Origin of the sequence: Rhodovulum marinum, from assembly GCF_004343075.1 — a bacterium.
Classification (GTDB): domain Bacteria; phylum Pseudomonadota; class Alphaproteobacteria; order Rhodobacterales; family Rhodobacteraceae; genus Rhodovulum; species Rhodovulum marinum.
The window spans coordinates 1-24,440 of record NZ_SLXP01000008.1; the positions used below are offsets into that span (position 1 = coordinate 1).

General features: G+C 68.1%; 25 protein-coding genes and 2 pseudogenes. 8 read left to right on the forward strand and 19 right to left on the reverse strand.

Going from position 1 to position 24,440, the window contains the following annotated elements; all coding sequences use genetic code 11:
- Nucleotides 1-203: 203 nt before the first annotated feature.
- Nucleotides 204-1,343 (reverse strand): alkane 1-monooxygenase, encoded by a 1,140-nt coding sequence (locus EV662_RS12545; RefSeq protein ID WP_132462899.1) that lies wholly within the window; start codon nt 1,341-1,343, stop codon nt 204-206.
- A 64-nt stretch (nt 1,344-1,407) separates the two neighbouring features.
- Nucleotides 1,408-2,469 carry an A/G-specific adenine glycosylase gene (mutY, locus tag EV662_RS12550; RefSeq protein WP_132462902.1) on the reverse strand — a complete coding sequence of 354 codons (1,062 nt, stop codon included), beginning with the start codon at nt 2,467-2,469 and terminating at the stop codon, nt 1,408-1,410.
- A 99-nt stretch (nt 2,470-2,568) separates the two neighbouring features.
- Here mutY and EV662_RS12555 point away from each other — a divergent pair, with 99 nt between their 5' ends.
- Genes EV662_RS12555 through EV662_RS12565 form a run of 3 tightly spaced genes read left to right on the forward strand, consistent with a single transcriptional unit; the run spans nt 2,569 to nt 4,898 of the window.
- Nucleotides 2,569-3,087 carry a DUF721 domain-containing protein gene (locus EV662_RS12555; RefSeq protein ID WP_132462905.1) on the forward strand — a complete coding sequence of 173 codons (519 nt, stop codon included), beginning with the start codon at nt 2,569-2,571 and terminating at the stop codon, nt 3,085-3,087.
- 13 nt (nt 3,088-3,100) lie between these two features.
- Nucleotides 3,101-3,751: a thioredoxin domain-containing protein gene (locus tag EV662_RS12560; RefSeq protein WP_132462908.1), complete on the forward strand. Its 651-nt coding sequence runs from the start codon at nt 3,101-3,103 to the stop codon at nt 3,749-3,751.
- Between the two features lie 4 nt (nt 3,752-3,755).
- Nucleotides 3,756-4,898 (forward strand): CaiB/BaiF CoA transferase family protein, encoded by a 1,143-nt coding sequence (locus EV662_RS12565; protein WP_132462911.1) that lies wholly within the window; start codon nt 3,756-3,758, stop codon nt 4,896-4,898.
- Here EV662_RS12565 and lpxK read toward each other — a convergent pair.
- The 6 genes from lpxK to EV662_RS12595 form a co-directional block, all read right to left on the reverse strand.
- Nucleotides 4,885-5,886, reverse strand: coding sequence for a tetraacyldisaccharide 4'-kinase (lpxK, locus tag EV662_RS12570; RefSeq protein ID WP_132462914.1), 1,002 nt, complete (start codon nt 5,884-5,886; stop codon nt 4,885-4,887). The genes EV662_RS12565 and lpxK overlap by 14 nt on opposite strands.
- On the reverse strand, nt 5,886-7,058 hold the full coding sequence (locus EV662_RS12575; RefSeq protein ID WP_165915590.1) for a 3-deoxy-D-manno-octulosonic acid transferase: 1,173 nt from the start codon (nt 7,056-7,058) through the stop codon (nt 5,886-5,888). Before EV662_RS12575 ends, lpxK begins: the two co-directional genes overlap by 1 nt.
- Nucleotides 7,059-7,083: 25 nt before the next feature.
- On the reverse strand, nt 7,084-7,329 hold the full coding sequence (locus EV662_RS12580; RefSeq protein ID WP_132462920.1) for a DUF4170 domain-containing protein: 246 nt from the start codon (nt 7,327-7,329) through the stop codon (nt 7,084-7,086).
- Between the two features lie 71 nt (nt 7,330-7,400).
- On the reverse strand, nt 7,401-8,174 hold the full coding sequence (locus EV662_RS12585; protein WP_132462923.1) for a 3'(2'),5'-bisphosphate nucleotidase CysQ: 774 nt from the start codon (nt 8,172-8,174) through the stop codon (nt 7,401-7,403).
- On the reverse strand, nt 8,161-9,507 hold the full coding sequence (locus tag EV662_RS12590) for a TldD/PmbA family protein (protein WP_132462926.1): 1,347 nt from the start codon (nt 9,505-9,507) through the stop codon (nt 8,161-8,163). Before EV662_RS12590 ends, EV662_RS12585 begins: the two co-directional genes overlap by 14 nt.
- 73 nt (nt 9,508-9,580) lie before the next feature.
- Nucleotides 9,581-11,095, reverse strand: coding sequence for a DUF2125 domain-containing protein (locus EV662_RS12595; protein ID WP_132462929.1), 1,515 nt, complete (start codon nt 11,093-11,095; stop codon nt 9,581-9,583).
- 142 nt (nt 11,096-11,237) lie between these two features.
- On the opposite strand from EV662_RS12595, the gene EV662_RS12600 reads away from it, so the two are divergent.
- A complete protein-coding gene (locus EV662_RS12600) occupies nt 11,238-11,993 on the forward strand; it encodes an SDR family oxidoreductase (RefSeq protein WP_132462932.1) in 756 nt (251 codons plus the stop codon).
- Nucleotides 11,990-12,616 carry an enoyl-CoA hydratase/isomerase family protein gene (locus EV662_RS12605; RefSeq protein ID WP_132462935.1) on the forward strand — a complete coding sequence of 209 codons (627 nt, stop codon included), beginning with the start codon at nt 11,990-11,992 and terminating at the stop codon, nt 12,614-12,616. The genes EV662_RS12600 and EV662_RS12605 overlap by 4 nt, the downstream gene beginning before the upstream one ends.
- A gap of 97 nt (nt 12,617-12,713) precedes the next feature.
- On the opposite strand, the pseudogene EV662_RS19905 reads toward EV662_RS12605, so the two are convergent.
- The 3 genes and pseudogenes from EV662_RS19905 to EV662_RS12620 form a co-directional block, all read right to left on the reverse strand.
- A pseudogene (locus EV662_RS19905) lies at nt 12,714-12,887 on the reverse strand (HNH endonuclease); the annotation flags it as partial.
- A 782-nt stretch (nt 12,888-13,669) separates the two neighbouring features.
- Nucleotides 13,670-14,065, reverse strand: coding sequence for a hypothetical protein (locus EV662_RS12615; RefSeq protein WP_132462938.1), 396 nt, complete (start codon nt 14,063-14,065; stop codon nt 13,670-13,672).
- Nucleotides 14,062-15,024 (reverse strand): IS1595 family transposase, encoded by a 963-nt coding sequence (locus EV662_RS12620; protein ID WP_132462941.1) that lies wholly within the window; start codon nt 15,022-15,024, stop codon nt 14,062-14,064. The genes EV662_RS12615 and EV662_RS12620 overlap by 4 nt, the downstream gene beginning before the upstream one ends.
- 102 nt (nt 15,025-15,126) lie before the next feature.
- Here EV662_RS12620 and EV662_RS12625 point away from each other — a divergent pair, with 102 nt between their 5' ends.
- The gene (locus tag EV662_RS12625) at nt 15,127-15,336 is read left to right on the forward strand and encodes a DUF6471 domain-containing protein (protein ID WP_132462944.1); all 210 of its coding nucleotides are present in this window, start codon (nt 15,127-15,129) and stop codon (nt 15,334-15,336) included.
- An 11-nt stretch (nt 15,337-15,347) separates the two neighbouring features.
- On the opposite strand, the gene EV662_RS12630 is transcribed toward EV662_RS12625, so the two are convergent.
- From EV662_RS12630 to EV662_RS12640, 3 genes and pseudogenes are all read right to left on the reverse strand, one after another.
- Nucleotides 15,348-15,836, reverse strand: coding sequence for an ImmA/IrrE family metallo-endopeptidase (locus EV662_RS12630; RefSeq protein ID WP_132462947.1), 489 nt, complete (start codon nt 15,834-15,836; stop codon nt 15,348-15,350).
- Between the two features lie 2 nt (nt 15,837-15,838).
- Nucleotides 15,839-16,336, reverse strand: coding sequence for a hypothetical protein (locus EV662_RS12635; RefSeq protein ID WP_132462950.1), 498 nt, complete (start codon nt 16,334-16,336; stop codon nt 15,839-15,841).
- 31 nt (nt 16,337-16,367) lie between these two features.
- Nucleotides 16,368-16,499 (reverse strand): annotated as a pseudogene (locus EV662_RS12640) (HNH endonuclease); the annotation flags it as partial.
- On the opposite strand from EV662_RS12640, the gene EV662_RS12645 reads away from it, so the two are divergent.
- Nucleotides 16,498-17,730, forward strand: coding sequence for a TIGR03862 family flavoprotein (locus EV662_RS12645; protein ID WP_243695854.1), 1,233 nt, complete (start codon nt 16,498-16,500; stop codon nt 17,728-17,730). The pseudogene EV662_RS12640 and the gene EV662_RS12645 sit on opposite strands and share 2 nt — an antisense overlap.
- Here the strand turns inward: EV662_RS12645 and EV662_RS12650 are convergent.
- The 5 genes from EV662_RS12650 to EV662_RS12670 all read right to left on the reverse strand — a co-directional run bounded on the left by EV662_RS12650 (nt 17,718) and on the right by EV662_RS12670 (nt 23,105).
- A complete protein-coding gene (locus EV662_RS12650; RefSeq protein ID WP_132462956.1) occupies nt 17,718-18,305 on the reverse strand; it encodes a glutathione S-transferase family protein in 588 nt (195 codons plus the stop codon). The genes EV662_RS12645 and EV662_RS12650 overlap by 13 nt on opposite strands.
- Nucleotides 18,306-18,353: 48 nt before the next feature.
- Nucleotides 18,354-19,382 (reverse strand): DNA polymerase III subunit delta, encoded by a 1,029-nt coding sequence (gene holA, locus EV662_RS12655; RefSeq protein ID WP_132462959.1) that lies wholly within the window; start codon nt 19,380-19,382, stop codon nt 18,354-18,356.
- Nucleotides 19,379-19,873 (reverse strand): LPS assembly lipoprotein LptE, encoded by a 495-nt coding sequence (gene lptE, locus EV662_RS12660; protein WP_132462962.1) that lies wholly within the window; start codon nt 19,871-19,873, stop codon nt 19,379-19,381. Before lptE ends, holA begins: the two co-directional genes overlap by 4 nt.
- On the reverse strand, nt 19,860-22,454 hold the full coding sequence (gene leuS, locus EV662_RS12665) for a leucine--tRNA ligase (RefSeq protein WP_132462965.1): 2,595 nt from the start codon (nt 22,452-22,454) through the stop codon (nt 19,860-19,862). The genes lptE and leuS overlap by 14 nt, the downstream gene beginning before the upstream one ends.
- An 87-nt stretch (nt 22,455-22,541) precedes the next feature.
- Nucleotides 22,542-23,105 (reverse strand): DUF3576 domain-containing protein, encoded by a 564-nt coding sequence (locus tag EV662_RS12670; protein ID WP_132462968.1) that lies wholly within the window; start codon nt 23,103-23,105, stop codon nt 22,542-22,544.
- 243 nt (nt 23,106-23,348) lie between these two features.
- On the opposite strand from EV662_RS12670, the gene EV662_RS12675 reads away from it, so the two are divergent.
- Entirely contained in the window at nt 23,349-24,341 is a 993-nt protein-coding gene (locus tag EV662_RS12675; RefSeq protein WP_132462971.1) for a porin, read from the forward strand.
- The last annotated feature ends 99 nt before the right edge of the window (nt 24,342-24,440 follow it).

Genomic DNA, 24,440 nt, shown 5'->3' on the forward strand with positions numbered 1-24,440 from the left:
CTCGGCGCTGCGCGGGGGGGGTTTGTCGGTGTTTGCGGGGGCCCCGCCGGGGTGGGGGGTGTTTTGGGGGGGGGGGCCCGGGGGGCTTCCCGGAGCGGGGGGGGGGGGGGGGGCCCCGCCCCCCCCCCCCCCGGCCGGGGGCTTTGCCCCCGGACCCCCAGGATATTTTCGCCAGAAGAAAGACCGGAAATGCGATGGGGCCGTCAACTGCCCGCGGGCCAGGGCAGGCTGGCCTTTCGATAGGGCGTCCAGTCGGTGATATCGGGGTAGTATCGCCGCCGCCAGGCGCGCACCCGCGGGTTCATCCGCCGCCGCCACAGCGGCGGGATCATCGCCAGCGCCGTCATCGCCGGGTAGCCCAGCGGCAGTTGCGGCGCCTCGCCCTCGGGATAGGTCTGCAGCAGCGGGAAGCGGCGCTGCGGCTTGGTGTGGTGGTCGGAATGGCGCTGCAGGTTGATCAGCAGCCAGTTCGACGCCGTATGGGCGGCGTTCCAGCTGTGGTGCGGCTGGACATGTTCGTATTTCCCTTCGCCCAGGTGCCGCCGGGTCAGGCCGTAATGTTCGACGTAATTGGTCAGCTCCAGTTGCCAGATCGCGACGAAGGCCTGGAAGGCGAACAGCGCAAGCCCGGCCAACCCGCCGATCCACAGCACCAGCGCGACCATGCCCAGTTGCAGCGCGGCATAGCGCCAGAACGGATTGGTGGCGTGCCAGACGGGGCGCCCGGCGCGGGCGAGTTTCAGCCGCTCCGCCCGCCAGGCCGATGGCAGCCCGGTGGTCAGCACGCGCCAGAAATAGCGGTGGAACCCCTCGTTATAGCGCGCGGTCACGCCGTCGCGCGGCGTGCCCACATGGGGGTGGTGGACCAGCAGGTGTTCGGTGCGGAAATGGCTGTACAGCACCGTGGCCAGCAGCAGGTCGCCCAGCCAGCGTTCCAACCGCGTGCGCTGGTGCAGCAATTCATGGGCATAGACGATCCCCACCGTCCCCGAGATCACGCCCACCCCGAAGAACAGCGCCACCGTTTCGCCTGCCGACAGGTGATCGGTATGGGTGACCCACCAGACCATCCCCAGGATCGTCGCCAGCTGGATCGGGAACCAGACCAGGGTGATCAGCCGGTGCCAGAACAGGTCGGCCTCGGGGGTTTCGGGGTCGGGGTTGCGCTCGTTCCGGCCCAGCAGCGCATCCAGCAGCGTGACCGAGACCCAGCCGTACAGCGGCAAGAGCGCCAGCGTCCAGCCGCCCTGGACCGCGCCGAGGATCGCCAGCGGGATCATCCCCAGCGACATCCAGAAGGGCAGCGCGGCGCGCAGGCGGGAAATCGGGGGGGTGTCGGTCATGGCATCGTCCCAGGGTTGCGCGCGCCCCTTGCGACAAGGGTATAGCGCGAAGCGTGGCCCGGGCTCAATCCGCCGCGAAGGCGCCGCGCGCCAGGTCGAAGGCCTTGCGCATCACCGTGGGCAGGTCCGAGGGGCGGAATGCGTGGCGGTCGACGAAGGCGCCCCGCGCAGGGGTGCAGCCCCCGGGCAGGTCGGCCACCATCACGCCCAGGCGCAGGTGGAAATGGGTGAAGGTGTGGCGCACCTCGGCCCCCAGCGGGCGCCAGTCGGCGGCGGCGGGGGGGGCGGAAACAGGCTCTGTTTCGGCCCATTCGGTGCTGGGCCAGCCCAGCATGCCGCCCAGCAGCCCACGCTCGGGGCGGCGTTCCAGCAGCCAGGCGCCATCGGCACGCCGGCCGATATAGGCCAGGCCCAGCCGCGTGGGCTTGGGCTTTTTCGGCAGCTTGCGGGGAAGGTCGGCGGCGATCCCCTGCGCCCGCGCCGCGCAGGCCCCCATCCAGGGGCAGATGCCGCAGGCGGGGCTTTTCGGGGTGCAGATCGTAGCGCCCAGATCCATCACCGCCTGCGCATGGCACCCGGGCCGTTCGTTCGGCGTCAGCCGGGCGGCCAGCGCGGTCAGTTCGGGCTTGGCCGTGGGCAGCGGCGTTTCGACGGCGAACAAACGCGCCATCACCCGTTCCACATTGCCGTCCACCACGGTTTCCGCCCGGTCGAAGGCGATCGCCGCGATGGCGGCGGCGGTATAGGGGCCGATGCCGGGCAGCGCCTGCAGCCCCTCGCGCGTGTCGGGGAACCGCCCGCCATGGTCCCCCGCCACCGCGCGCGCGCATTTCAAAAGGTTGCGCGCCCGGGCGTAATAGCCCAGCCCCGCCCATTCGCCCATCACGTCACCATCCTCGGCCGAGGCCAGCGCCGCCACATCGGGCCAGCGCGCCGTGAACCGGTGGAAATAGTCGCGCACCGCGGCCACGGTGGTCTGCTGCAGCATCACCTCGGACAGCCAGACCGCATAGAGATCGGGCACCATCCCCGCCGCCCGCGCCGCAGGCCCCACCCGCCACGGCAGGTCGCGCGCATGGGTTTCGTACCAGTTCAGCAGAACCCGGCTCAATTCCGCGTCACGCAATCTTTATGGCCCCCCGCTGGTCATTTGTCTGGCTGCCCGCCGTCCTGCCGCCTAAACTAGGGGCAGGCAAGCGAAAGCACAGGCAGGACGACAACGGGCATGGCCAACGCGGGCAACAGCCACGGCCGGCGGATGCGGGGCTTCGAACCCGCCTCGCGGCTTTTGGCGCAGCGCATCCGCCGCGCGGGCGAGTCGCGCGGATTCGCCGTGGCCAAGGTCCTGACCCACTGGACCGAGATCGTGGGCCAGGACATCGCCCGCATCGCCCATCCCGTCGACGTGAAATACGGCCGCGAGGGGTTCGGCGCGACGCTGACCCTGCTGACAACGGGGGCCAACGCGCCCATGCTGGAGATGCAGAAAGAGGCGATCCGCGACAAGGTGAACGCCTGCTATGGCTATTCCGCGATCTCGCGCATCCGCCTGACCCAGACCGCGCCCACCGGCTTCGCCGAGGGGCAGGCCAGCTTTGCCCACGCAACGAAACCGGCCAAGGCCACCGCCGACCCGGCGACGGCCGCACGCGCCGCCGACCTGTCCGCCCCGGTGCAGGACGAGGGCCTGCGCGCGGCCCTTGCGGCACTTGGCCAAAACGTCCTATCCCGCCCGAAACGCTAGGGAGACCCCTTCCATGATCCGCAGTCTTTCGATCTCGCTCGGCCTCGTCGCGCTCGCCGCTCTCGGCGGGTACTGGATGACCTCGCAGCCCAACGTGGGCCTGACCCCGGTCGCGGCCGCGCAGGCGCAAGAGGTGCCGCAGGTCGAATCCTTCACGCTGGGCGACCCCGACGCGCCGATCAAGCTCGAGGAATTCGCCTCCTTCACCTGCGGCCATTGCGGCAATTTCCACGAGGACGTGTTCAAGCGGCTCAAGGCCGACTACATCGACACCGGCAAGGTCCATTTCACCTATCGCGAGGTCTACTGGGATCCCTACGCGATCTGGGCGGGGCTTCTGGCGCGCTGCGGCGGCGAGATGCGGTTCTTCGGGATCGTCTCGGTCCTGTATGAAAAGCAGAAGGACTGGATCGACGCGAAAGATCCCGCCAAGACCGCCGAGAACCTGCGCCAGATCGGGCGGGCCGCGGGTCTGGGCGAGGCCGAGATGGAAACCTGCCTCAGCGACGCAGCGCTGGCCACCGCGCTGCGCGACCAGTCGGCAGCGACGACGGCGGCGGCGGGCGTGACCGGCACGCCCTCGATGCTGATCGACGGCGAGTTGTACAAGAACATGCGCTACCGCGACCTGAAAAAGATCCTCGACGAGAAACTGGCCGGCTGACGCGATGGCCACCCCGCTCGCGGGTCTGCGCGTCGTCGAACTGGCGCGTATCCTGGCCGGCCCCTGGGCGGGCCAGGTGCTGGCCGATCTGGGCGCCGAGGTCATCAAGGTCGAATCCCCCAAGGGCGACGACACCCGCCGCTGGGGCCCGCCCTTCGTCGACCGCCCGGGCGACCGCTCGGCCGCCTATTTCCATTCCTGCAACCGCGGCAAGGAATCCATCGCCTGCGATTTCCGCACGCCCGAGGGCCAGGCGCTGGTGCACGACCTGGTGGCCGGGGCGGACGTGGTCATCGAGAACTTCAAGCTGGGCGGTCTGGCCAAGTATGGACTGGATTACCCGTCTCTATCCCGCCTCAATCCGCGGCTGATCTACTGTTCGATCACCGGCTTCGGGCAGGACGGCCCCTATGCCCACCGGGCGGGGTACGACTTCATCATCCAGGGCATGTCGGGGCTGATGTCGATCACCGGCGAACCGGACGGCCAGCCGCAAAAGGTGGGCGTCGCCGTCACCGACATCTTCACCGGCATCTATGCCGCCACAGCGATCCTCGCGGCCCTGCACCAGCGCCAGACGACGGGGAAGGGCCAGCAGATCGACATGGCGCTGTTCGACGTGGCCACCGCGATCACCGCCAACCAGGCGATGAACCACCTGACGACAGGGGTGCCGCCCACCCGCATGGGCAACGCGCATCCGAACCTGGCGCCCTACCAGGTGTTCGATTGCGCCGACGGCCACATCATCATCGCGGTCGGCAACGACGCGCAATTCGCCCGGCTGTGCGGTCTTCTGGGCCTGCCGGGCCTCGCCGACGACCCGGCCTTCGCCACCAATGCCGACCGGGTGGAAAACCGCGCCGCCCTGACCGAGCGGCTGACCGCGGCGACGCGCGGCTTTGCCAAGGCCGACCTGCTTGCCGCCTGCGAGGGGCAGGGGGTGCCCGCCGGGCCGATCAACGACCTGGACGAGGTGTTCGCCGACCCGCAGATCGTCCATCGCGGGATGGTGGCGATGCGCGACGGGGTGCCGGGCGTGCGCACGCCGATCCGGTTCTCGGGGGCCGATCTGGCGCTCGACCATGCCGCGCCCAAACTCGACGAGCATGGGGACGCGATCCGTGCGCGCCTCAGGCGCGGCTAAGACCCAACCGGTCCAAAACAGTCTCTATCCCGGCCCAATCGTCCAGTTCCAGCCGCACCGGCAGGGTCAGCACCTTTTGCCGGAACGCGGGCGGCAGGCGCACCGCGTCCTTCTCGGTGGTTACCAGCTGCGCGCCCAACAGCCTGGCTTCGTTCTCCAGCCGGGCCATCAACGCGGGCGTCAGCGGCTGGTGATCCTCCAGCGCCTCGCCCCGCAGCAGCCGCGCCCCCTGCCCCTCGACCGTGGCAAAGAACTTTTCCGGGTGGCCGATCCCCGCGAAGGCCAGCACCGGCATTCCCGCCCAGTCCATCCCGGTTTCCAGCGGGCGCAGCGCGCCGGTGACATGCGGCACCGACAGACGCGCCCCCCAGGTCGCCGCGAAATGCCGCTGCGCCGGGCGTGGCCCGATCGACAGCACCAAATCGGCGCGGGCCAGCCCCACCGCGACCGGCTCGCGCAACGGCCCCGCCGGGATCACCCGCCCGTTGCCGAACCCCTTGGCCGCATCCACCACCACGATGGAACAATCCTTGGCCAGCGCCGGGTTCTGGAACCCGTCATCCATCAGGATCGCCTGCGCGCCTGCGGCCACAGCCGCGCGTGCCCCCGCCGCCCGGTCGCGCGCCACCCAGGTGGGCAGGAACGCGGCCAGCAACAGCGGCTCGTCGCCCACATCGGCGGCGCTGTGCACCCGTTCCTCGACCCGAACGGGGCCTTCCAGCCGCCCGCCATGGCCACGGCTGACGACATGGGCCGCCACGCCCCGCTCCATCAGCTTCAGCGCCAGCGCGATCACCGTGGGCGTCTTGCCGGTGCCGCCCGCGTTCAGGTTGCCCACGCAGATCACCGGCACGCCGACCCGTTCCGGCACACCCCGTGCCAGCCGCCGCGCCGTGCCCCTGGCGTAAAGCGCGCCCAACGGTGCCAGCGCGCGGGCGACGATGCCCGGCCGCTCGGGCGGCGTGAACCAGAAACCAGGCGCCCGCATCACCCGGCCTCCGCCAGGTCCAGCGCCTCGATCATCCGGCGCACCACGCGCTCGGTGGCCTGGCTGCCCTCGGTCGAGACCTCCCAGGCCGCACGCGCCATCTCGGCGGCGCGGTCGGGCGACAACAGGTCGGCCAGCGCATCGGCCATCATGTGCTGGTCACGCACCAGCCGCGACGCGCCAGCCGCGGCCAGCCAGCGGTAATGCGCCGGGTGCGCACCGGTCGCCGGGCCATGCACGATGGCCGAGCCCAGCGCGGCGGCGTGATAGGGGTCGGGCCCGGCATCGCCCACCAGCGTGCCCCCCAGAAAGCTTACCGGTGCCAATCGCAGCCACAGCCCCATCTCGCCCTCGGTATCGGCGACATAGATCTGCGTCTCGGTTTCGGGTTCCTCGTCCTCGGATCGCAGCGACACCGCCCACCCCTCGTCCCGCAACCGGCGGGCCAGCGCCGGGCCCCGGGCGGGATCGTCGGGCACCACGATCAGCAGCAACCGGTGCGCCATGCGGATCGCCCTGGAATGGGCCGCGACGACCACGGGTTCGTCGCTGCGCTGGGTCTGGGCGGCCAGCCAGGCGGGCCGACCGCCCATCAGCCGCGCCAGCGCGTCGCGCTCGGCCTCGCTGCACCGCAGGACGGCGCTGCCCTCGGACAACGGGCCGCAAGTGCTCAGTTGCACCGACGACACGCCCATCATGCGCATCTGATCGGCGCAGGCCCGGTTCTGGGCGAACACCCGGTCGAACCGGCGCAGCACACGCCGGGTCAGCCCGGCCCCAATCCGCCAGCGGCTGCGCCACGCCTCCGGCAACTCGCGCGCGATCAGGAACAGCGTGCTGCCCCGGGCATGGGCCTGCGCCGCCGCCCCCATCGGCAGGGTCTCGGGATAGAACACCCCCAGATCCGGCCGCCAGGCATCCAGAAAGGCGCCAATGGCCCGGGGCGTGTCGCGGGGCGCGACGTCCAGGTGCAGGTTCGGCAGACCGGCAAGGGCGGCGGCCCAGTCGGGCGGCGCAGCATCCCCGGTCACCAGGACGGCCAGGCCGGGCCGGGCCGCCTGCAGCGCACGGATCAGTTCCGCCGCGGCGGCGCGTTCCAGGGGGGGCGGCGCGTGCAGCCAGACCAGCGGGCCCGCGGCCCGCCCGCCCGGTCCCCCTTGTCCCCCGACCATGGCGCCCCCTTCCATCGCGGCCGCGTCAGCTGCCCAGTTCTTCGGTCGGGCCGGCCTCGGCCTCTTCGTCGCGCAAGCGGTGGATATGGGCGATGAAATAGCGCATATGCGCGTTGTCGACCGTGCGCTGGGCCTCGGCCTTCCAGGCATCGTAGGCGCTGGCATAATCGGGATACATCCCGACCATGTGGATGTCGTCGACGTTCTTGAACACCGTGCGGCTGGGGTCGACCAGCTCGCCTCCGAACACCAGGTGCAGGCGCTGGGTCATCTTGTGCCTCCGGGCTGGGCCATTGAAATCGGCGCCACCCTAGACCAAGGCCGGGGTCCGCGAAAGGGCACTCAGGCCAGCCGCCGGATCACCTCGGCATGCAGGTCCGCGGGCGCGGCGATCACCCCGCGCGAGATTGGCGCCTCGGTGTTGAAGACCAGCGCGCCGCCCGCCCGGTCGCTGACCCGCGCGCCCGCCTCGGTGGCGATCAGGCTACCGGCCGCGGTGTCCCAGTCCCAGCTGTCGCGCAGCGTCAGCATCGCGTCATAGCGCCCCTCGGCCACCAGGCACAGCCGGTAGGCCAGCGAGGCGCGCAGCGACCGGTGCAGCCGCGGCGGCGGCCCGTCCCAGTGCCGCGGGTCCAGCGCGGGCTTGGCGGTCAGCACCGCCGCCCCGTCCAGTTGCGCCCGCCCGCTGGCCCGGATCGGCGCGCCGTTCAGCGTGGCCCCCGCCCCCGCCGTCGCGGCATACAGCTTGCCGTGCAGCGGCAGGTAGACCACCGCGGCCACCACCCGCCCCGCCTCGGCCACGGCCAGCGCATGGGCAAAGGTCTTGTCGCCTTCCAGGAAGGCGCGGGTGCCGTCCAGCGGATCGACCACGAACACCCGGTCGGCCGCCAGCCGCTCCGGCGTGTCCTCGCTTTCCTCGGACAGCCAGCCATAGCCGGGCCGCGCCGCGGTCAGCCGCTCGCGCAGCATCGCGTCGATTTCCAGGTCGGCCTCGGTCACCGGGCCCTGGTGGCCGGGCTTGTCCCAAGTTTTGGGCTTGCGGGTCCAGTGGCGCTCCGCGATCCGGCCGGCCGCCTCGGCCGCCTCGGTCAACAGCGCCAGGTCATTCGCCGGCAAGCGTCAGCCCCTCGACCAGCAGGCTCGGCACCCGGCGCGCCTTGTGCTCTTGCGCGTCGTTCGCCGGCACGATCCGGCGCAGCATCTCGGGCAGGCTGCCCGCGATGGTGCATTCGTTGACCGGATAGGCGATCTGCCCGTTCTCGACCCAGAAGCCCGAGGCCCCGCGCGAATAATCCCCCGTGGTCGGGTTGATTGTGCTGCCGATCATCGAGGTCACCAAAAGCCCCGTGCCCATCTCGGCGATCAGGTCGTCGCGGCTGCGTGTGCCGGGGCTCAGCGTCACGTTCCCGGCGGACGGCGACGGCGGCGCCGACAGCCCGCGCGTGGCGTTCGCCGTGCTTTCCAGCCCCAGCTTGCGCGCGGTGGCCAGGTCCAGCACCCAGCCCCGCAACACGCCCTCCTCGACCAGCGCGCGCCGCGCGGTCGGCAGCCCCTCGGCGTCGAACGGGCGCGAGCCCGCGATTCGTGGCCGGTGCGGCTCGGCGATCAGCGACACGCCGTCGGGCAGCACGGCCTGACCCATCAGGTCGCGCGCCCAGGACGCGCCGCGCACGATGGCGGTGCCGTTGATCGCCGACAACAGGTGCCCGATCAGCGAGACCGCCACCCGTTCGTCATACAGAACCGGGTAGGCGCCGGTTTTCGGCCGGCGCGGATTGGCCCGCGCCACCGTGCGCTCGGCGGCGATGCGGCCGATCTCCTCGGGGCTGGGCAGGTCGGCCTGGAACACGCGCGATTCGCTGCACCAGTCGCGCTCCATCCCCGTGCCCTCGCCGCAGATCGCCACGCAGGACGTGCCCCGGCTGGTCCGCGCATAGCCGCCCGAGAACCCGTTCGTCGCGGCAAGGTGCAGCCTCTGGCGGTCGTATCCGGCGCCCGCCGACTCGATCTGGGTGATGCCGGGCACGGCCCGCGCGGCGGCCTCGGCGCGGCGGGCATCCTCTTCCAGCGCGGCGGGGTCGGGTTCGGGCGCGGGATCGGCCAGTTCCAGCGCCGCCGCATCCAGCGCGCGGGCCAGTTGTCCCGGATCGGCCAGCCCCACGGTCGGGTCTTCCGGCGCCTCGCGCGCCATGGCCACCGCCCGCTCGGCCATTTCGGCCAGCGTCGCGGGCCGCGTGTCGGATGCCGAAACACAGGCCTGCCGCCGCCCGATCATCACCCGCAACCCGATCTCGGTGCTTTCGGCGCGCTCGGCCTGTTCCAGCCGCCCGCCGCGCACGTCGATCGCCAGCGACGCCTCCTCGACGGCCATCGCGTCGGCGGCCTCGGCGCCGGCCTTGCGCGCGGCATCGAGCAGGGCCTGGGTCAGCGTTTCAAGCGTGTCGGGCATGGGGCCTCCGGCATGGGACTGCCGATCAGGTAGGCCGCCCGCGCCGCGGGTGCAAGCCTGCGCCCGCCCCCGATCAGCGCAGCCGCTGCCCGTTCGCCAGAACCTGCCCCTCGGGCGTGACCTCGATTTCCGAGGTCAGCGTGTCGCCCTCGCCCGAGGGCCGGGCGAACATGCCCAGCATCATCCGCATCCCCGTCGCCTGGTCCGCCGGGATCAGCCCCATGTTCACCAGCCGGTCCAGCAGCGTGTTCGCCCCGGTCAGCTTCAGCGCGACGCCCCCGGTGGGTTTCGGCACGCCGCCGAACGTCGTCTTGTCGGAATTGTCAAAGACAAAGGCCCCGTTGCCGGTCAGTTCCGCCCCGGCAAGGCTCAGTTGCAAATCCTTGACGTTCAGCTCGTGCAATTCGGCGGGCGGCGCCTCGGGCGAGGCGCCCGCCATCGTCTCGGGGTCGGTGATATCTACCAGCCAGCGCGCCTTGCCGCCCAGGTCCAGCACCAGCGTCGCCGGGTCGCGCGGCAATTGCCCCGCCGGATCCAGCATCGCCCAGATACCGTCGCTGACCGTCAGACCCTCGGTCCGCGTCAACAGCTGGAAATCGGCGGGCTCCTCGGTCTCGACCAGCGGCAGCCGCAGCCGGAACGCGCTTTCGGCAAATGCCAGGTCCAGCTGCGGCAGCGGCACGGCCGCGCCGCTGACCGTGATCTGCCCCGCATCGGACCGCAGGTCATAGACCATCCCGTCGCCCGCCAGCGCGAAATCGATCGACCCGCCGTCAAAGCTGGCCGCGACATCCGTCGCCCCGCCCCCGTCCGCAACCGACATTGCATAGGCGAACCCGCCATGGGTCACGCGGCCCTCGGACGCGAATCCCGCCTCCAGCATCGCCCCCAACTGCGTGGTGTCCATCCCCGGCACCGTCACCGCCGTCGAGGTGCCGGCAAGGTCGCTCACCTCGCCCGCGTAGCGGAGGCTGACATTGTCCTCTGGCGCATTGACGGCCACGTCGAACCGTGCCCCCTCGGCGGTGATCTCGCCCTCGACACGGGTGGTCTCGCCGCGGGCCACGGTATAGCGCCCGTTCATGCCGGTCATCCCCGACACCGCGCGCGCATCCACCGGCGCGCCATCGGCCACGGCCCGATCAAGCGTCAGCGTGATCTCGGCGGCCGACATGTCATAGGTGATCGCGTCGGGCGTGCCGCTGGCAACCATCGAGAACCCGTCCTGGGCGACCGTCATGTCGGCCTGCACCTGCGGGCCCTCGTCGGGCCGGACGTCCATCGCGATCCCGAACCTGCCGGGCAGCGTGACCTCGACCGACCCGTCGCCGCGGTCCCGGAACGCGATGGCGCCGTCCTGGCGGGCCACGGCGCTGCCCTCGGGCATCGCGGCGGTCACGGTCAGGTCGCTGATTGTCAGGGTGTCGCCCGAACGGGTCTCGGTCGCGCTGATCGTCTGGCCCGCCCCCTCGGCCACGGCCTTCCACGCGGCCCAGACCTCTTCGGCGGTCAGGTCGGCCCAGGCCGGCCCGGCCAGCACCAGCGCGGCGAAAATGGCCCCGGCAGAGGCCGAATTGCGGAACGACATGGGAAACCCCTTCATGGCCGGATGTTTGGGCGCAGCTTCGGCCCAAGCCCCGGGGGAGTCAACGCCACGTTGCGCTGGCCTGCAACGGATGGCTGGGCTAGGAAAGAACCCCGAAGGCGCGGTCGAGCGAGGAGGCGGCAAGATGGGTGAACTGGCGGGCAAAAGCGTCCTGATCACGGGGGCGAGCCGCGGCATCGGCGCGGCGGCGGCACGTGCCTTTGCCGAGGCGGGGGCGCATGTGGCGCTGGCCGCCCGCAGCGAGACAGCGATCACGACCATCGCGCGCGAAATCGGCGGCAAGGCCATCGCGCTGCCCTGCGACGTGGCCGATTTCGCGCAGGTCTCGGACGCGGTGCGCGGCGTGGTCAAGGCATTCGGCCAGATCGACGTGCTGGTGAACAACGCCGCCGTGATCGAACCCATCGCCCGGCTGCAGGACGTCGACCCGGCCGAGTGGTCGACCGCGCTGGACATAAACCTGAAGGGCGTTTTCCACGGCTTTCGCGCGGCGATGCCCGTGATGGCCGCGATGGGCGGCGGCACCATCCTGACCATCAGTTCCGGCGCCGCCCATAGCGCGATGGAAGGCTGGAGCGCCTATTGCACGTCCAAGGCGGGCGCCGCGATGCTGACCCGCTGCGCCGACGCGGAAGGCCGCGCGCAGGGCATCCGCGCGATCGGCCTGTCGCCCGGCACGGTCGCGACCGACATGCAAAAGACGGTCAAGGACAGCGGCGTGAACCCCGTCAGCCGGCTGGACTGGTCCGAGCACATCCCCCCCGCCTGGCCCGCGCGCGCGCTGGTCTGGATGTGCACGGCCGATGCCGACGAATTCCTGGGCCAGGAGGTGTCGCTGCGCGAACGCGCGATCCGGCGGCGGGTGGGGCTGCCCTCGTGATCGCGCTGGACAAGGCCGGCGCGCGCTGGAACGTGACCCTGACCCGGCCCGACAAGGCCAATTCGCTGACCCGCGCGATGCTGGGCGATCTCGACGACATCCTGGCCGAGGCGGCGGGCGCGGGCATCGCCGCGCTGGTTCTGACCGGCACGGGCAAGGTGTTCAGTGCCGGCGCCGATCTGGACGAGGCGAAAGCGGGGCTTGCCACCGATCCCGTCTGGGAACGCGTCTCGGGCCGGATCGCGGCGCTGGACGCGCTGACGGTGGCGGCGCTGAACGGCACGCTGGCGGGCGGCGCCTTCGGCATGGCGCTGGCCTGCGATCTGCGGCTGTCGGTGCCGGAGGCGAAATTCTTCTACCCCGTGATGAAGCTCGGCTTCCTGCCGCAACCCTCCGATCCGGGCCGGCTGGCCGCGTTGGTCGGACCCGCGCGCGCCAAGCTGTTGCTGATGGGCGGCGCGCGCCTCACCGCCGACGAGGCGCTGGCCTTCGGGCTGGTGGACCGCGTCGTGCCGGGCGAGGCGCTTTCGGCCGCGGTGGACGATCTGGTGGCCGACGTTCTGGCGGCAACGCCGGAACATCGATCGGCGATCAAGGCCCTGTGCGCGGGCCGGGACGCCTGAAGCCGCGGCAAAGGGGGGGCTCTGCCCCCCGTCCTTCGGACTCCCCCCGGGATATTTCGCGCCAGAAGAAGGGGGAGGCGAGACGAGGGCGGAGGCCTTAGCGTTTGCGCCGTGCGCCCGGCGTTTTCGAGTGGAACCCCGGCGGCCGCCTGGCCACCCAGGCGATGAACTTTGCCAGGCGCGGATGCCCCCGCAGCGCCGCGATCGTGTTATAGCTGCGCGCGAGTTCGCTTTCGCTGAGCGTTGCGTGGATTTCATTGTGGCAGATCTGCGGGCTTATGTAGCAAGCGCACCAAAAGAGCAGTCGAAATTATCGACGCTAAATCTCTTCCTTGATAGCCATTTGAGATGAAGATTCAGAATCTCATTAAAATCAAAGAAGCGGACTTAGTGGAGTTGTCTGCGGGTCGGCGGCCTGAACTTGAGGTTGGCATACTTCCAATTGAGGTGCGTCGGTACTTGGGTTGCTCGCGCGAGACCATTTTCTTGTCTGATCAATCGATACGGCACATTGTTCAAAAGCATGGGGACCACATTGGGAGCCAGCAACTTATGTCGCTTCCGGAAATCCTGAGCGCTGGTGTGTGGCTCGCCGACGACAGGCCCGCCCATGCTATAGCAACCTGTGAGATCGACGGCATCACGTTCAAATCGGTTGTCAAAGTGACGGTTGATCGAAGGCGCACTTATGTGAAGACGCTTCACCGTATGACCTCACGGCAAACTCGTGCGATGCTCCGAAAGGGGACCAGAATTCGTGATGGATGGTACTGAGTGCAGCCATGTGGTGGGGCCTGCCTGGAACCCCACAAAGCGCTCCCACCCGCGAGTGGTGCTACGGCCGGCAGAATATCACCGTGTCACACATGGCTTATGCACTGGTCAGCGGCCAAATTGCATGGTTTGACTTTAGGCTCTCTCGCGGCTTGCGTCAACGGGCCTGCGTGCGATTCTTGTTGATATTCCAACAGGTTACGTAACCCATTGAACAGACTCGCGATTTTCGCGAATACACAGTTTGCTAACACGCTCCAGAGCGTCTTTTCCACAGGTTTAGTCGCTAGCCAGCCTCCAATCTGGGCTCAAGTGGATCACGACGCCTCGTTTCTTCATGCCGTCAAGAGCTGAGTATACCTTACGGTATGCCTGCACTTCGGTAAGCCCGCCATGATGTGATCTCACCGCTTCAGCGATCTCCTTTCCGGTCTTCGGGCCTTCTCTTAGCGCTTTAACAATCAAGCGGCGCAGTTCGCCCTTCTTGAAGGCTTTTGGACGTTTCTCGGCAAACCCGAACGCCTCGGGATCATGCCCCCGCAGCCGAAGCAAGGCGTCCACATGCTCCAGGCCCTCAGCGCCATCCCGCAGGCACTCGGCCCGGATGTAGAGAAGGGCGTTGCGAATGCTGGTTTCGGTCACGCGGCCGAGGCGGATGTGCTCTTTCTTGGTCATGCCGCCCTCTGCCAGTAGCCTTTCCAATTCGCGCTGACCGGCGCGCCCATCGCGTTCGCCGCCAGCGTCATGGCCAGCCCGCCGTTGCTGACCCGGCGCTTGTCTTCCAGCCACGCGGCGTGGTTCGCATACTGGTAGAGATATTGCGGGCTGACGTGGTGGTGCTGGCCGTCGACCATGCGGCGCAGGCGGGAGAAGTAGCTTTCGGCCATGTTGGTATGCTTGCCGTGGTCGCTGTAGCTCAGCGAGTGGTTCACGCGATCCACCTGCCAGCCCATGTGCAGCAAGTCCCAATGGGACGCTTCGTCGGCCGACATGGTGGCGGTGCGGCACACATGCTCTTTCGCCAGATCGACGCCTTCGGCCTCGACCTTGGCGACGAAGGGCAGCGCCCGGCCCTTGCGCTCGCGCATCACGATCACGACGCGGCGCTTGCCGGTCTGGTGCGCTTTCAGGCGACGGTCTTTCCGGTTTTCCTTGCGGTTCTCGGGGCGAATGTGACCGCCAAAATAGGCCCCGTCGATTTCAACGTGCCCGTCCAGCACTTCGCCCGTGTGGACCTCCTGCGCCATGGCCTCGCGCAGCTTGTGCGCCAGAACGAAGGCGGTCTTGTATTGGCAATCCAGATCACGGGACAGTTGGATCATGGAAACGCCCTTGGAAGCGTTCACGATGATGCAGATCGCCGCCAGCAGGTCCACAAAGTCCATCTTGCGCGAGGCGAAGATCGTGCCGGACGTGACCGAGAACTGGTGATGGCAGCCCTTGCACTTGAACTTCCGGCGGGTGGTGATGCTGTAGGTTTCGCAGCAGCCGCAGCGCGGGCAGATCGCCTCGCCGTCCGTCTCGGGCCAGCGCATCTTGCAGAATGTGTCGTAAGCGGTTTTCTCGCCCGCCTTGTAGATTTGGCGAATGCTGAGGGTGCGGGACGCCGCGGAAAGAAGGAAGTGCTGGGCCATTTGTACTGTATCCGATGCCTATGCATCTCATATAGTACGTTGACGTATCCATTACAAGGGCATAAGTATCAAATATGATACTTTTAGCCTTGCAGGTGATACATGGCGGAGCAGTCCGAGTGGGAAGCCAAGGCGGCGAACCTCCTGAAAGCCGAGTTGAAGCGCCAGGGGGTGACATACGCCCAACTGGCCGAGCGGATCGGTGACAAGGAAGCCAATATCAGGAATAAGCTGTCACGCGGGAAGTTCAGCGCGGCGTTTTTGCTGGAGTGTTTGGCGGCAGTTGGGGTGAATAGACTTGCTCTAGACTGAGGCCATCAACCTCAGTACGGAACCCCAAGCCGGATCGACATGGCGCTCGGAGAAACCTGAAACTTATGGGCCAACGATTCCACAGAAGTATCGCCCGCGTCGATTTCTCGATTCAGAAGATGCCAAGGCATTAATATATCAGCCGCCATGCGGTTCGCCTCGGCTTCCATCTTGTTGCTCAACATGCTGCGATAGAGCGCATCATCAGCGATACCGTCACCAATGCTGTCTTCGTGCAAGATGAAGTGTGCGCACTCATGTGCGGTCGTGAAGCGGCGACGATTGACGTGGTGAGTGCCGTTCACGAAGATGGCAAAACCGGAGTCTCCACCGCGAACCTCGTCCCGAACGATCTTTCCAGAAAGATCGTCAGGCCAACCTTGCACATGATAAACCTTAAGCCCGAGATCTTCTGCAATCGGAACGGTCTGCACAGGCGGGGCAATCGGCGCGGTTTGATGCCTCCGAACAATCTCAAGCTTTTCTGCAAGCGTAAGCATTTTCATTCTCCTCCCCCGGCAGGCGTGACCTTCACACCGCCAACCTCTGGGGCGGGGGTGTAGTCGCCCGTCGTTTCAGTCAGGCCGCTTCCGTCTCGTCTACGCGCCTCCATTTCCCGGCGGAACTTAATCATCTGCTGGTTAGCCTCTTCCCGGGCCTCTTTTTCGGCTGCCGCGACGGCCTTCTCCACAGCGGTCGCCTTGATCTCAACATATCCGAATATGCCGAGAGCGGCGAGAACAAAGCCAGAAAGCGCGATCACGATCTCTAGGAACGTGACATTTAAGGCAAGAGTTTCGATTGTGTAGCCGCGCTCACTTGGCGGCATCTCTGCCGTCACCTCGATCATATTCCACCAAACGGCAAATAAGACTAGGTTAACGACGCCCACCAATGCCGCGGCAACGGCGGCCAGTGTTGCAGATTTGTTCACGGCGTCACCGCTTTTCAATGCGTAGCGAGTGACTACTTTCCGCGCGATGCTTGTGTCAACCAGCATGTCGCCGATGGTGCGTTTCCTACATAAGCCCGCAGATCTGGTGCAGCCGCACGGTCGGCCCGCCCTTGCCACCGCGCAGCTTGGGCGTCAGATGGTGCAGGCTCTGTTTCGCCTCCGGCGGGATGGGGCGGTCGCAGAGCGGGCAGATCGGCATGTCGGTCATGCCCGCAAGGATGGGGCGCGGGCCGCAATCGGGCAAGGGGCGCATGGAACGGATCGGGGCATTGGTGATCGGGGCGGGGCCCGCGGGCCTCATGGCGGCCGAGGCGCTGGGTGCGGCGGGCATTCCGGCCGTCATCGCCGAGGCCAAGCCCAGCCCCGCGCGCAAGTTCCTGATGGCGGGCAAGTCGGGGCTGAACCTGACCAAGGCCGAACCGTTCGACAGTTTTCTTTCCGCCTATGCCGAGGCCGCCCACCGCCTGCGCCCGATGCTGGCGGCGTTCGGCCCCGATGACGTCTGCGCCTGGGCCGAGGGGCTGGGCCAGCCGGTGTTCACCGGTAGCACAGGCCGGGTGTTCCCCCGGGCGATGAAGGCCTCGCCGTTGTTGCGGGCGTGGTTGCGGCGGCTCGACGGGTATGGCGCGACGCTGCGCCCGGGCTGGCGTTGGACCGGCTGGGACGGCGGCGCGGTCAGGTTCGACACGCCGGAGGGGGCGCGCGCGGTGCGGCCCGGGGTCACGATCCTGGCGCTCGGGGGGGCGAGTTGGGCAAGGTTGGGCTCTGATGGGCGCTGGACCGGGGCGCTTTCCGGGGCGGGCGTGCCGCTTGCGCCCTTCGCGCCTGCGAATGCCGGGCTGGCGGTCGAGTGGTCCGCGCCCATGGCCCGCCAGTTCGGCCAGCCGGTCAAGGGCGTGGCGCTGCGGGCGGGTGACGGGCCATGGCACCGGGGGGAATTCGTGATCTCGGCCAAGGGGCTGGAGGGCGGCGGCATCTATGCCCTGTCGCGCCCCTTGCGCGAGGGCGCCCCCCTCATGGCCGACCTGTTGCCCGACTGGCCGCTGGACAAGGTCGTCGCGCGCCTTGCCCGCCCGCGCGGCAAGGCCAGCCTGACGAACCACCTGCGCAAGGCGCTGGGGCTGGACCCCGCGCGCCTGGCGCTGTTGATGGAATTCGGCCGCCCCCTGCCCGAAGGGGCGGACCTTGCCGCGCTGGTCAAGGCGCTGCCCATCGCCCATTCCGGCCCCCGCCCGCTGGACGAGGCGATCTCGACCGCGGGCGGCGTGCGTTGGGACGCGGTCGATGCCGGCCTGATGCTGACCGCGCGGCCGGGCACATTCCTCGCGGGCGAGATGCTGGACTGGGAGGCGCCTACAGGCGGCTATCTGATCACCGCGTGCCTGGCGACCGGGCGCTGGGCCGGTCAGGCCGCGGCGCGCAGGCTTCAGGCGGCCTGAGCGCGGCGATAGGCCGGGCGCGCGCGCATCCGGCCCAGGTAGTCGGACAGCACCGGTTCGGTGATCGGGAAACAGGCCGTTTCGGCCCAGTCGCCGCAATGGGTCAGGATGATGTCGGGCACCGTCATCTCGGCGCCCATCAGGAACGGCCCGTCGCCCATCCGGTCCGCCAGCACCTTCTGGCTGCGGCCGAATTCCCATTTCAGGCTGTCCTTGATCGCCGATTGCCGCAGCGCCTCGGGCAGGACGAAACTGTGCCGCGCCGCCATCCACAGCGCCGAATCGAACTCGTCCAGCAGGAACTGGGTCAGGCTGTCCTGCCGGGCGCGGTCGATCGTGCCCGCGGGAAAGGTCAGCCGGCCATGCCGGTCGGACAGGAAGGTCAGGATCGCCGTCGAATCGGTGATCGGCACCCCGTCGGCGATCAGTACGGGCACCTTTCCGTTGGGGTTCAGCGCGACAACATCGTCCGAACGCGGCGGCGCGGGCACATGCTCATAGGGCAGGCCCAGCTCCTCCAGCATCCACAGAACCCTGCGCGCGCGGCTGTTGCCGCTGCCGATCACGCGATACATCGCTTTCCCCCGTTCTGACGTTAGGGGTTCCAGCAATCGCGGCCATCGTCAAGACCGCGGCGCGACCAGCCGGGCCAGCCGGATCAGGCAGCGCTCCATCAGCGCCATCTGCGGCGCCCGCTGCGAGGACCGCAACTGCAGGTCGGTGTCGATCAGCAGGCCAAGCGCCTGTTCCAGCCGGGCCACCCCGCAGGCCTGGGCCTGGCGCACCATCCGGTCGCGCGCCTTGAAATGCACCGGCGGGCGCAGCCGGGCGATGCCCTGGGCCGGCCCGGCCGGATCGCAGGCGGCGGCATGCAGCGCCCGGAAATGGCGCGTTGCCGCGATGCACAGCGTCACCGGCGTCACCCCCTGCGCCTCCAGCCGCTGCAACAGCGGGCCGACCGCGGTCATCCGGCCCTCGGCCACAACGTGAATCAACTCGTCGGCCTCGGCCTCGGTCGAGCGGGGCGCGCAGGCGGCCACGTCCTCGGGGGTGAGGGGCGCCGCGTCCCCCAGCTTGTAAAGCGACAGCTTTTCCACCGTCTGGCGGAAATCACCGGGATCCAGTTGTCCGGCCAGGTCGGTCAGCGCGCCCATCGCCGCCCGGTCGATGCCGGTCAGCCCGGCCTTGGCCAGCATCGCCTCGATCTCGTCGCGGCCCGGCGGGTCGTCGTAGATCGCCACGGCATAGGCGTTCGGATGCGACTCGAACCCCTTGCGCAGGGCCGAACGCGGGGTCAGCTGCTTCGCCGTCACCACCAGTTGCGCATCGCCCGGCTGCCAGTCGCCCAGCGCCGCGATCACGGTGTCGGCGATGCCGTCATTGGCCTCTTCCAGGAACACCACGCGCGGCCCGGGAAAGAACCCGCGCGCCTTGATCGCGTCGGTCAGCGCCGCCTTGTCGCCTCGCAGATCGCCCGCGCCCATCCGCGTCAGGCGCATTTCCTCTTCGGCATTGGGGCCCAGCAGCTTGGCGATCGCCTCCTGCCGTTTTAGCGCCACCCGCATCGCGTCGGGGCCATAGATCAGCACCCCCGCCCGGTCGGGCTCGGGCCGGGCGAAATAGCGCGCCGCCTCGCGGGGCGACAGCTTCATCGCGCCCGGACGCCCGCCGTCGCGACCAGCCGCGTCACCAGCTGGTCGGCCAGCATCACCATCAACCGCTCAACGGCATCGTTTTCGGCCGCGCGGGTGGCCACGGTCGTGCCGCTCGCGGAATAGGCACTGAAGGCCGTCACCATGCCCGAGTCCACAACCGCGCCGCTGTCCAGCGCGCGCAGCTGATAGGTCAATTCCCCCAGCACGGTATAGCGCGTGGTTTCCTGCGACCCGGTGATGCCCAGGGATTCGCGGTCCAGCGCGATGCGATAGCTCAGCCGGTAGACCGGCGCCTCGGCCCGGCCCAGCCGTTCTTCCAGCCGCGCCACCAGGGCAAAACCGTTGCGCGTGTCGGGGGCGTCGATCGCAACCCGGCCGCGCAGGTCGCCGGCCACCCCGCCGGGGCCATAGGCCGGGCGAAAGCCGCAACCGCCCAGCGCCAGCGCGCCCAGGCCCAACAGGAAAGTGCGGCGATCAGATGACGACATTGACGATGCGCCCCGGCACGACGATCAGCTTTTTCGGGGCGCCGCCCGCCAGCGCCTTGATCACAGCATCGTCGGCAAGCACCAGCTTTTCAACCTCGTCCTTGGGCAGGTCCTTGGCGACCTTCAGTTCCGACCGCCGCTTGCCATTGATCTGGATCGGCAGCGTCACGGTATCCTCGACCAGCAGCGCGGGGTCGGCCTTCGGCCAGGGCGCATTCGCGATCAGCCCCTCGCCACCCAGCATGGCCCAGATTTCCTCGGCCAGGTGCGGGGTCATCGGGGCCATCAGCTGCGCCATGACCATCGCGGCTTCTCGCCGCGCGGCAAGCGCGGCCTTCGATTTGGCCAAAACGTTGGTAAAGGCGTACAATTTCGCGACCGAGGTATTGAAGCCAAAGCTTTCGATCCCCATCGTCACATCATGGATCGTCCGGTGCAGGGCGCGGCGCAGGTCCAGGGTGTCTCCCCCATCTGTCGCCGCGCCTTCACCTTCCGATTCGTAGGCGGCGATGCCGCCCCCGCTTTCCATCTCTTCGACGATGCCCTGCGCGATGCGCCAGACCCGGCCCAGGTGCTTGAACGCCGCCTCGGCACCGGCGGCGGTCCATTCCACGTCGCGCTCGGGCGGGCTGTCCGACAGCATGAACCAGCGCGCGGTATCGGCGCCATAGCTTTCGATGATGCTGACCGGGTCGACGACGTTCTTCTTCGATTTCGACATCTTGGCCGAGGGCACGATCTCGACCGGCTCGCCCGTGGCCTTCAGCTTTCCGCCCTCGACATCCTCGGGCAGGTGATAGACCGGACGGCCCTTGTCGTCGCGGGTCATGTAGATTTCGTGCGTCACCATCCCTTGGGTGAACAGCGCGTCGAACGGTTCGCGGGCCTTCTCGGGCAGGTGGCCGGTGATCTGCATGGCGCGCGCGAAGAACCGCGAATACAGCAGGTGCAAAATCGCGTGCTCGATCCCGCCGATATACTGGTCGACATTCATCCAGTACTCGGCCTCGGCCATGTCGGTGGGCGTGGCCGCGTGGGGCGCGGTGAAGCGGGCGAAATACCACGAGGAATCCACGAAGGTATCCATCGTGTCGGTTTCGCGTTTCGCAGGCGCGCCGCATTTCGGGCAGGCGCAGTCGCGCCATGTCGGGTGGCGGTCCAGCGGGTTGCCCGGCTTGTCGAAACTCACGTCATAGGGCAGCTCGACCGGCAGGTTTTCCTTCTTCTCGGGCACCACGCCGCAGGCGTCGCAATGCACCACCGGGATCGGACAGCCCCAATAGCGTTGCCGCGACAGCCCCCAGTCGCGCAGGCGGAACTTGGTCACGCCCTGGCCCACGCCGTTTTCCTCGCAGAACCGAATCGCGGCATCCACGGCCTCTTCGCCGGTCGCCACCTCGTCCCAGGCGAACGCTTTCAGCCAGCGGACCTTTTCGGTCTTGGGCGGCACGAACGCCACATCGCCCACCGGTGCGCCGCCCTCCAGCGCGACGAAGGTATCGGTCACCGGCAGCCCGTATTTCCGCGCGAAATCCAGGTCGCGCTGGTCATGCGCCGGGCAGCCGAAGATCGCCCCGGTGCCATAGTCCATCAGGATGAAATTGGCGATGTAGACCGGCAATTCCCACGCCTCGTCAAAGGGATGGCGCACCTTCAGCCCGGTGTCGAAGCCCTTCTTCTCGGCGGTTTCCAGTTCCTCCTCCGACGTGCCCATCCGCCGGCACTCGGCGCAGAACGCGGCCACCTCGGGGGTGTCCCGCTCCAGCGCGCGGGCCAGCGGGTGATCGGGCGAAATCCCGATGAAGCTTGCCCCCATCAGCGTGTCGGGCCGCGTGGTGTAAACCTCGACCCGGTCGAATCCCTCGGGCCCGTCGACCAGACCGAACGCCATCTGCAACCCGCGCGACTTGCCGATCCAGTTGCGCTGCATCAGCTTGACCTTCTCGGGCCAGTTCTCCAGCCCGTCCAGCGCCTCCAGCAATTCCTCGGCGAAATCCGAGATCTTGAAGAACCACTGCGTCAGCTCGCGCCGTTCCACCGGGGCGCCCGACCGCCAGCCCTTGCCCTCGATCACCTGCTCGTTGGCCAGAACCGTCATGTCCACCGGGTCCCAGTTCACGGTGGCGTTCTTGCGATAGACCAGCCCCGCCTCGAGGAAGTCGATGAACATCGCCTGCTGCTGGCCGTAATATTCGGGGTCGCAGGTGGCGAATTCGCGGCTCCAGTCGATCGACAGACCCAAGGGCTTCATCTGCGCGCGCATGTCGGCGATGTTGCCATAGGTCCAGTCCCTGGGATGGCCGCCCCGCTCCATCGCGGCGTTTTCCGCGGGCATCCCGAACGCATCCCAGCCCATCGGGTGCAACACGCTGAATCCGCACGAAGATTTGTACCGCGCCACCACGTCGCCCATGGTGTAGTTGCGCACATGCCCCATGTGGATGCGCCCGGACGGATAGGGGAACATCTCCAGCACGTAATACTTCGGCCGCCCCTCCTCGCGTGTCGCGGCAAAGGTGCCGTCGGCCTCCCAGGCGGCCTGCCACCTGGGCTCGATCTCGCTGGGGTCATAGCGCGCCATGCTGTCCGTCCTCGTCGAAAGTAAAACGCCGGGCCCGCTGGCCCGGCGTCGTGAATAGTCGCCGCGGGACGTGGCGTCCAGTGCGGCCTAAAGCTTGCTGTCGCGGATGCGGATCTGGCGTGCCCGGGTCAGGATCGCGTCCTCGACCGCGCGCACGGTGGCCGCGTCGACCGGCCCGCCGCGCGATTGCAGCGCCACCTTGAGCGAGCGCGCATCCAGCGCCGGGTCCTGCACATAGACGGTCGCGCGATAGGCACGGCCCCCGCCCGGCGGCGTGCCGTACCCCGTGACGATCACGCCCGAAAACGGATCGACCGACCGAATCGGCAAGAAGTTCAGAACCTCCAGCGAGGCCTGCCAGAGGTACTTGTTCACCTCGACCGTGGTGTTCGGATCGTCGGCATTGGTGAACAGGTCAAAGATCGACCCGCGCCGCGCGCGGTCCCGCTCGATCTCGGCCATGGGGGTATTCTCGTATTGCCGCGCGATATTGGCATCGCGGGCCGACTGGCGCTCGGCGCTTTCCTCGGGCGTCAGAACGCGGGGCTCGGACTGGCCGCCGAACATCCCGCCCAGCCCGCCGCCACAGCCCGACAGCCCGACAGCGATGGTCCCGATCAATGCCCCGCGGGCGATGCGGTGGAAGGTCATGGCCTGCGCCCTCTTTGTCCTTGGGCGGTCTTAGCCGAGGCGGCAAAGGCGGACAAGGTTTTTCCCTTTGGCCACGTTTGCTTGGGGCGCCGGGCGGTGTGGCATTGCTGCATCAATCAGGGGCAGCGTTCCGCCCCCCCTTCCGAGCGCCTTGCAATTCGGGGGGGCAAGAGCGAAACCCACAACATACTCAGATCGGATGCTCCGGCCTGAGGTGCATCTTAACCGAATGAGGGAAAAACCATGAAAAAGGTTCTCCTTGCGTCGACCGCCCTGGCCTTCTCGGCCGGTATGGCCGCTGCGGAAATCACCATCACCGGCTCGGCCGAAATGGGTATCAAAGGTGGCGATCGCTACGCTGATACGGACCCGGCCGTTACCGAAGACAAGACGCGCTTCCACTCCGACTTCACGATCAAGATCGTGGGTTCGGGTGAGACCGACAACGGCCTGACCTTCGGCATGAACGTCGAACTCGACGACGCCGGCGACGAAGACATGAACGACGGTGTCAACACCGACAACGAGTTCGTGTTCATCTCGGGCAACTTCGGCACCCTGACCCTGGGTGAAACCGATGGCGCCTTCGACAAGGTGATGTCGGAAGTCGCGCTGGCCGGTGGCTCGATTGCCGACGACGAAACCGAACATGCCGGTTTCAGCGGCAACAGCGGCTTTGACGGCTTCGGCCTGCCGGCGGATGAAGACGGCGACAACCAGATCCTGCGCTACGACTACGCGTTCGGCGACTTCGGCTTCTCGGCGTCGCTCGAGCAGGAGAATGACGGTCAGGATCTCGTCGGCGACGACTCCGACATGATCTACGCCATCGGCGTTACCTGGGCCGGCCAGTTCACCGGCGTGGAAGTTGGCGTTGGCCTCGGCTACACCAGCTGGAATGACGATGCCGATCAGGGTGGCGACATCTGGGGCATCTCGCTGACGGGTGATTTCGGCAACGGCTTCCAGGCTGGTCTGAACTACTCGAACTTCAACGCGGATGCGGCGGACTCCGACATTGAACACTGGGGTGTCGGCGTTGCCTACACCATGAATGCTTGGACCTTCGCGGCGAACTACGGCGACTTCGACCGTGAAGTTAACGCTGGCGACGACACCGACGGCTACGGCCTGCTCGTGAACTACGATCTCGGCGGCGGTGCCGTCATGCAGTTCGGCTATGGCGACGGTGATGACACCGAAAGCTGGTCGTTCGGCGTGGCGATGTCGTTCTAAGTCGCAAGACTTTTCGACTAGGGAAGAGCGGGCCTTTGTGCCCGCTCTTTTCCTTTGTGGGGCGGCAAATCGACAAGCCGCCCGCCCCGTGCTATGGCC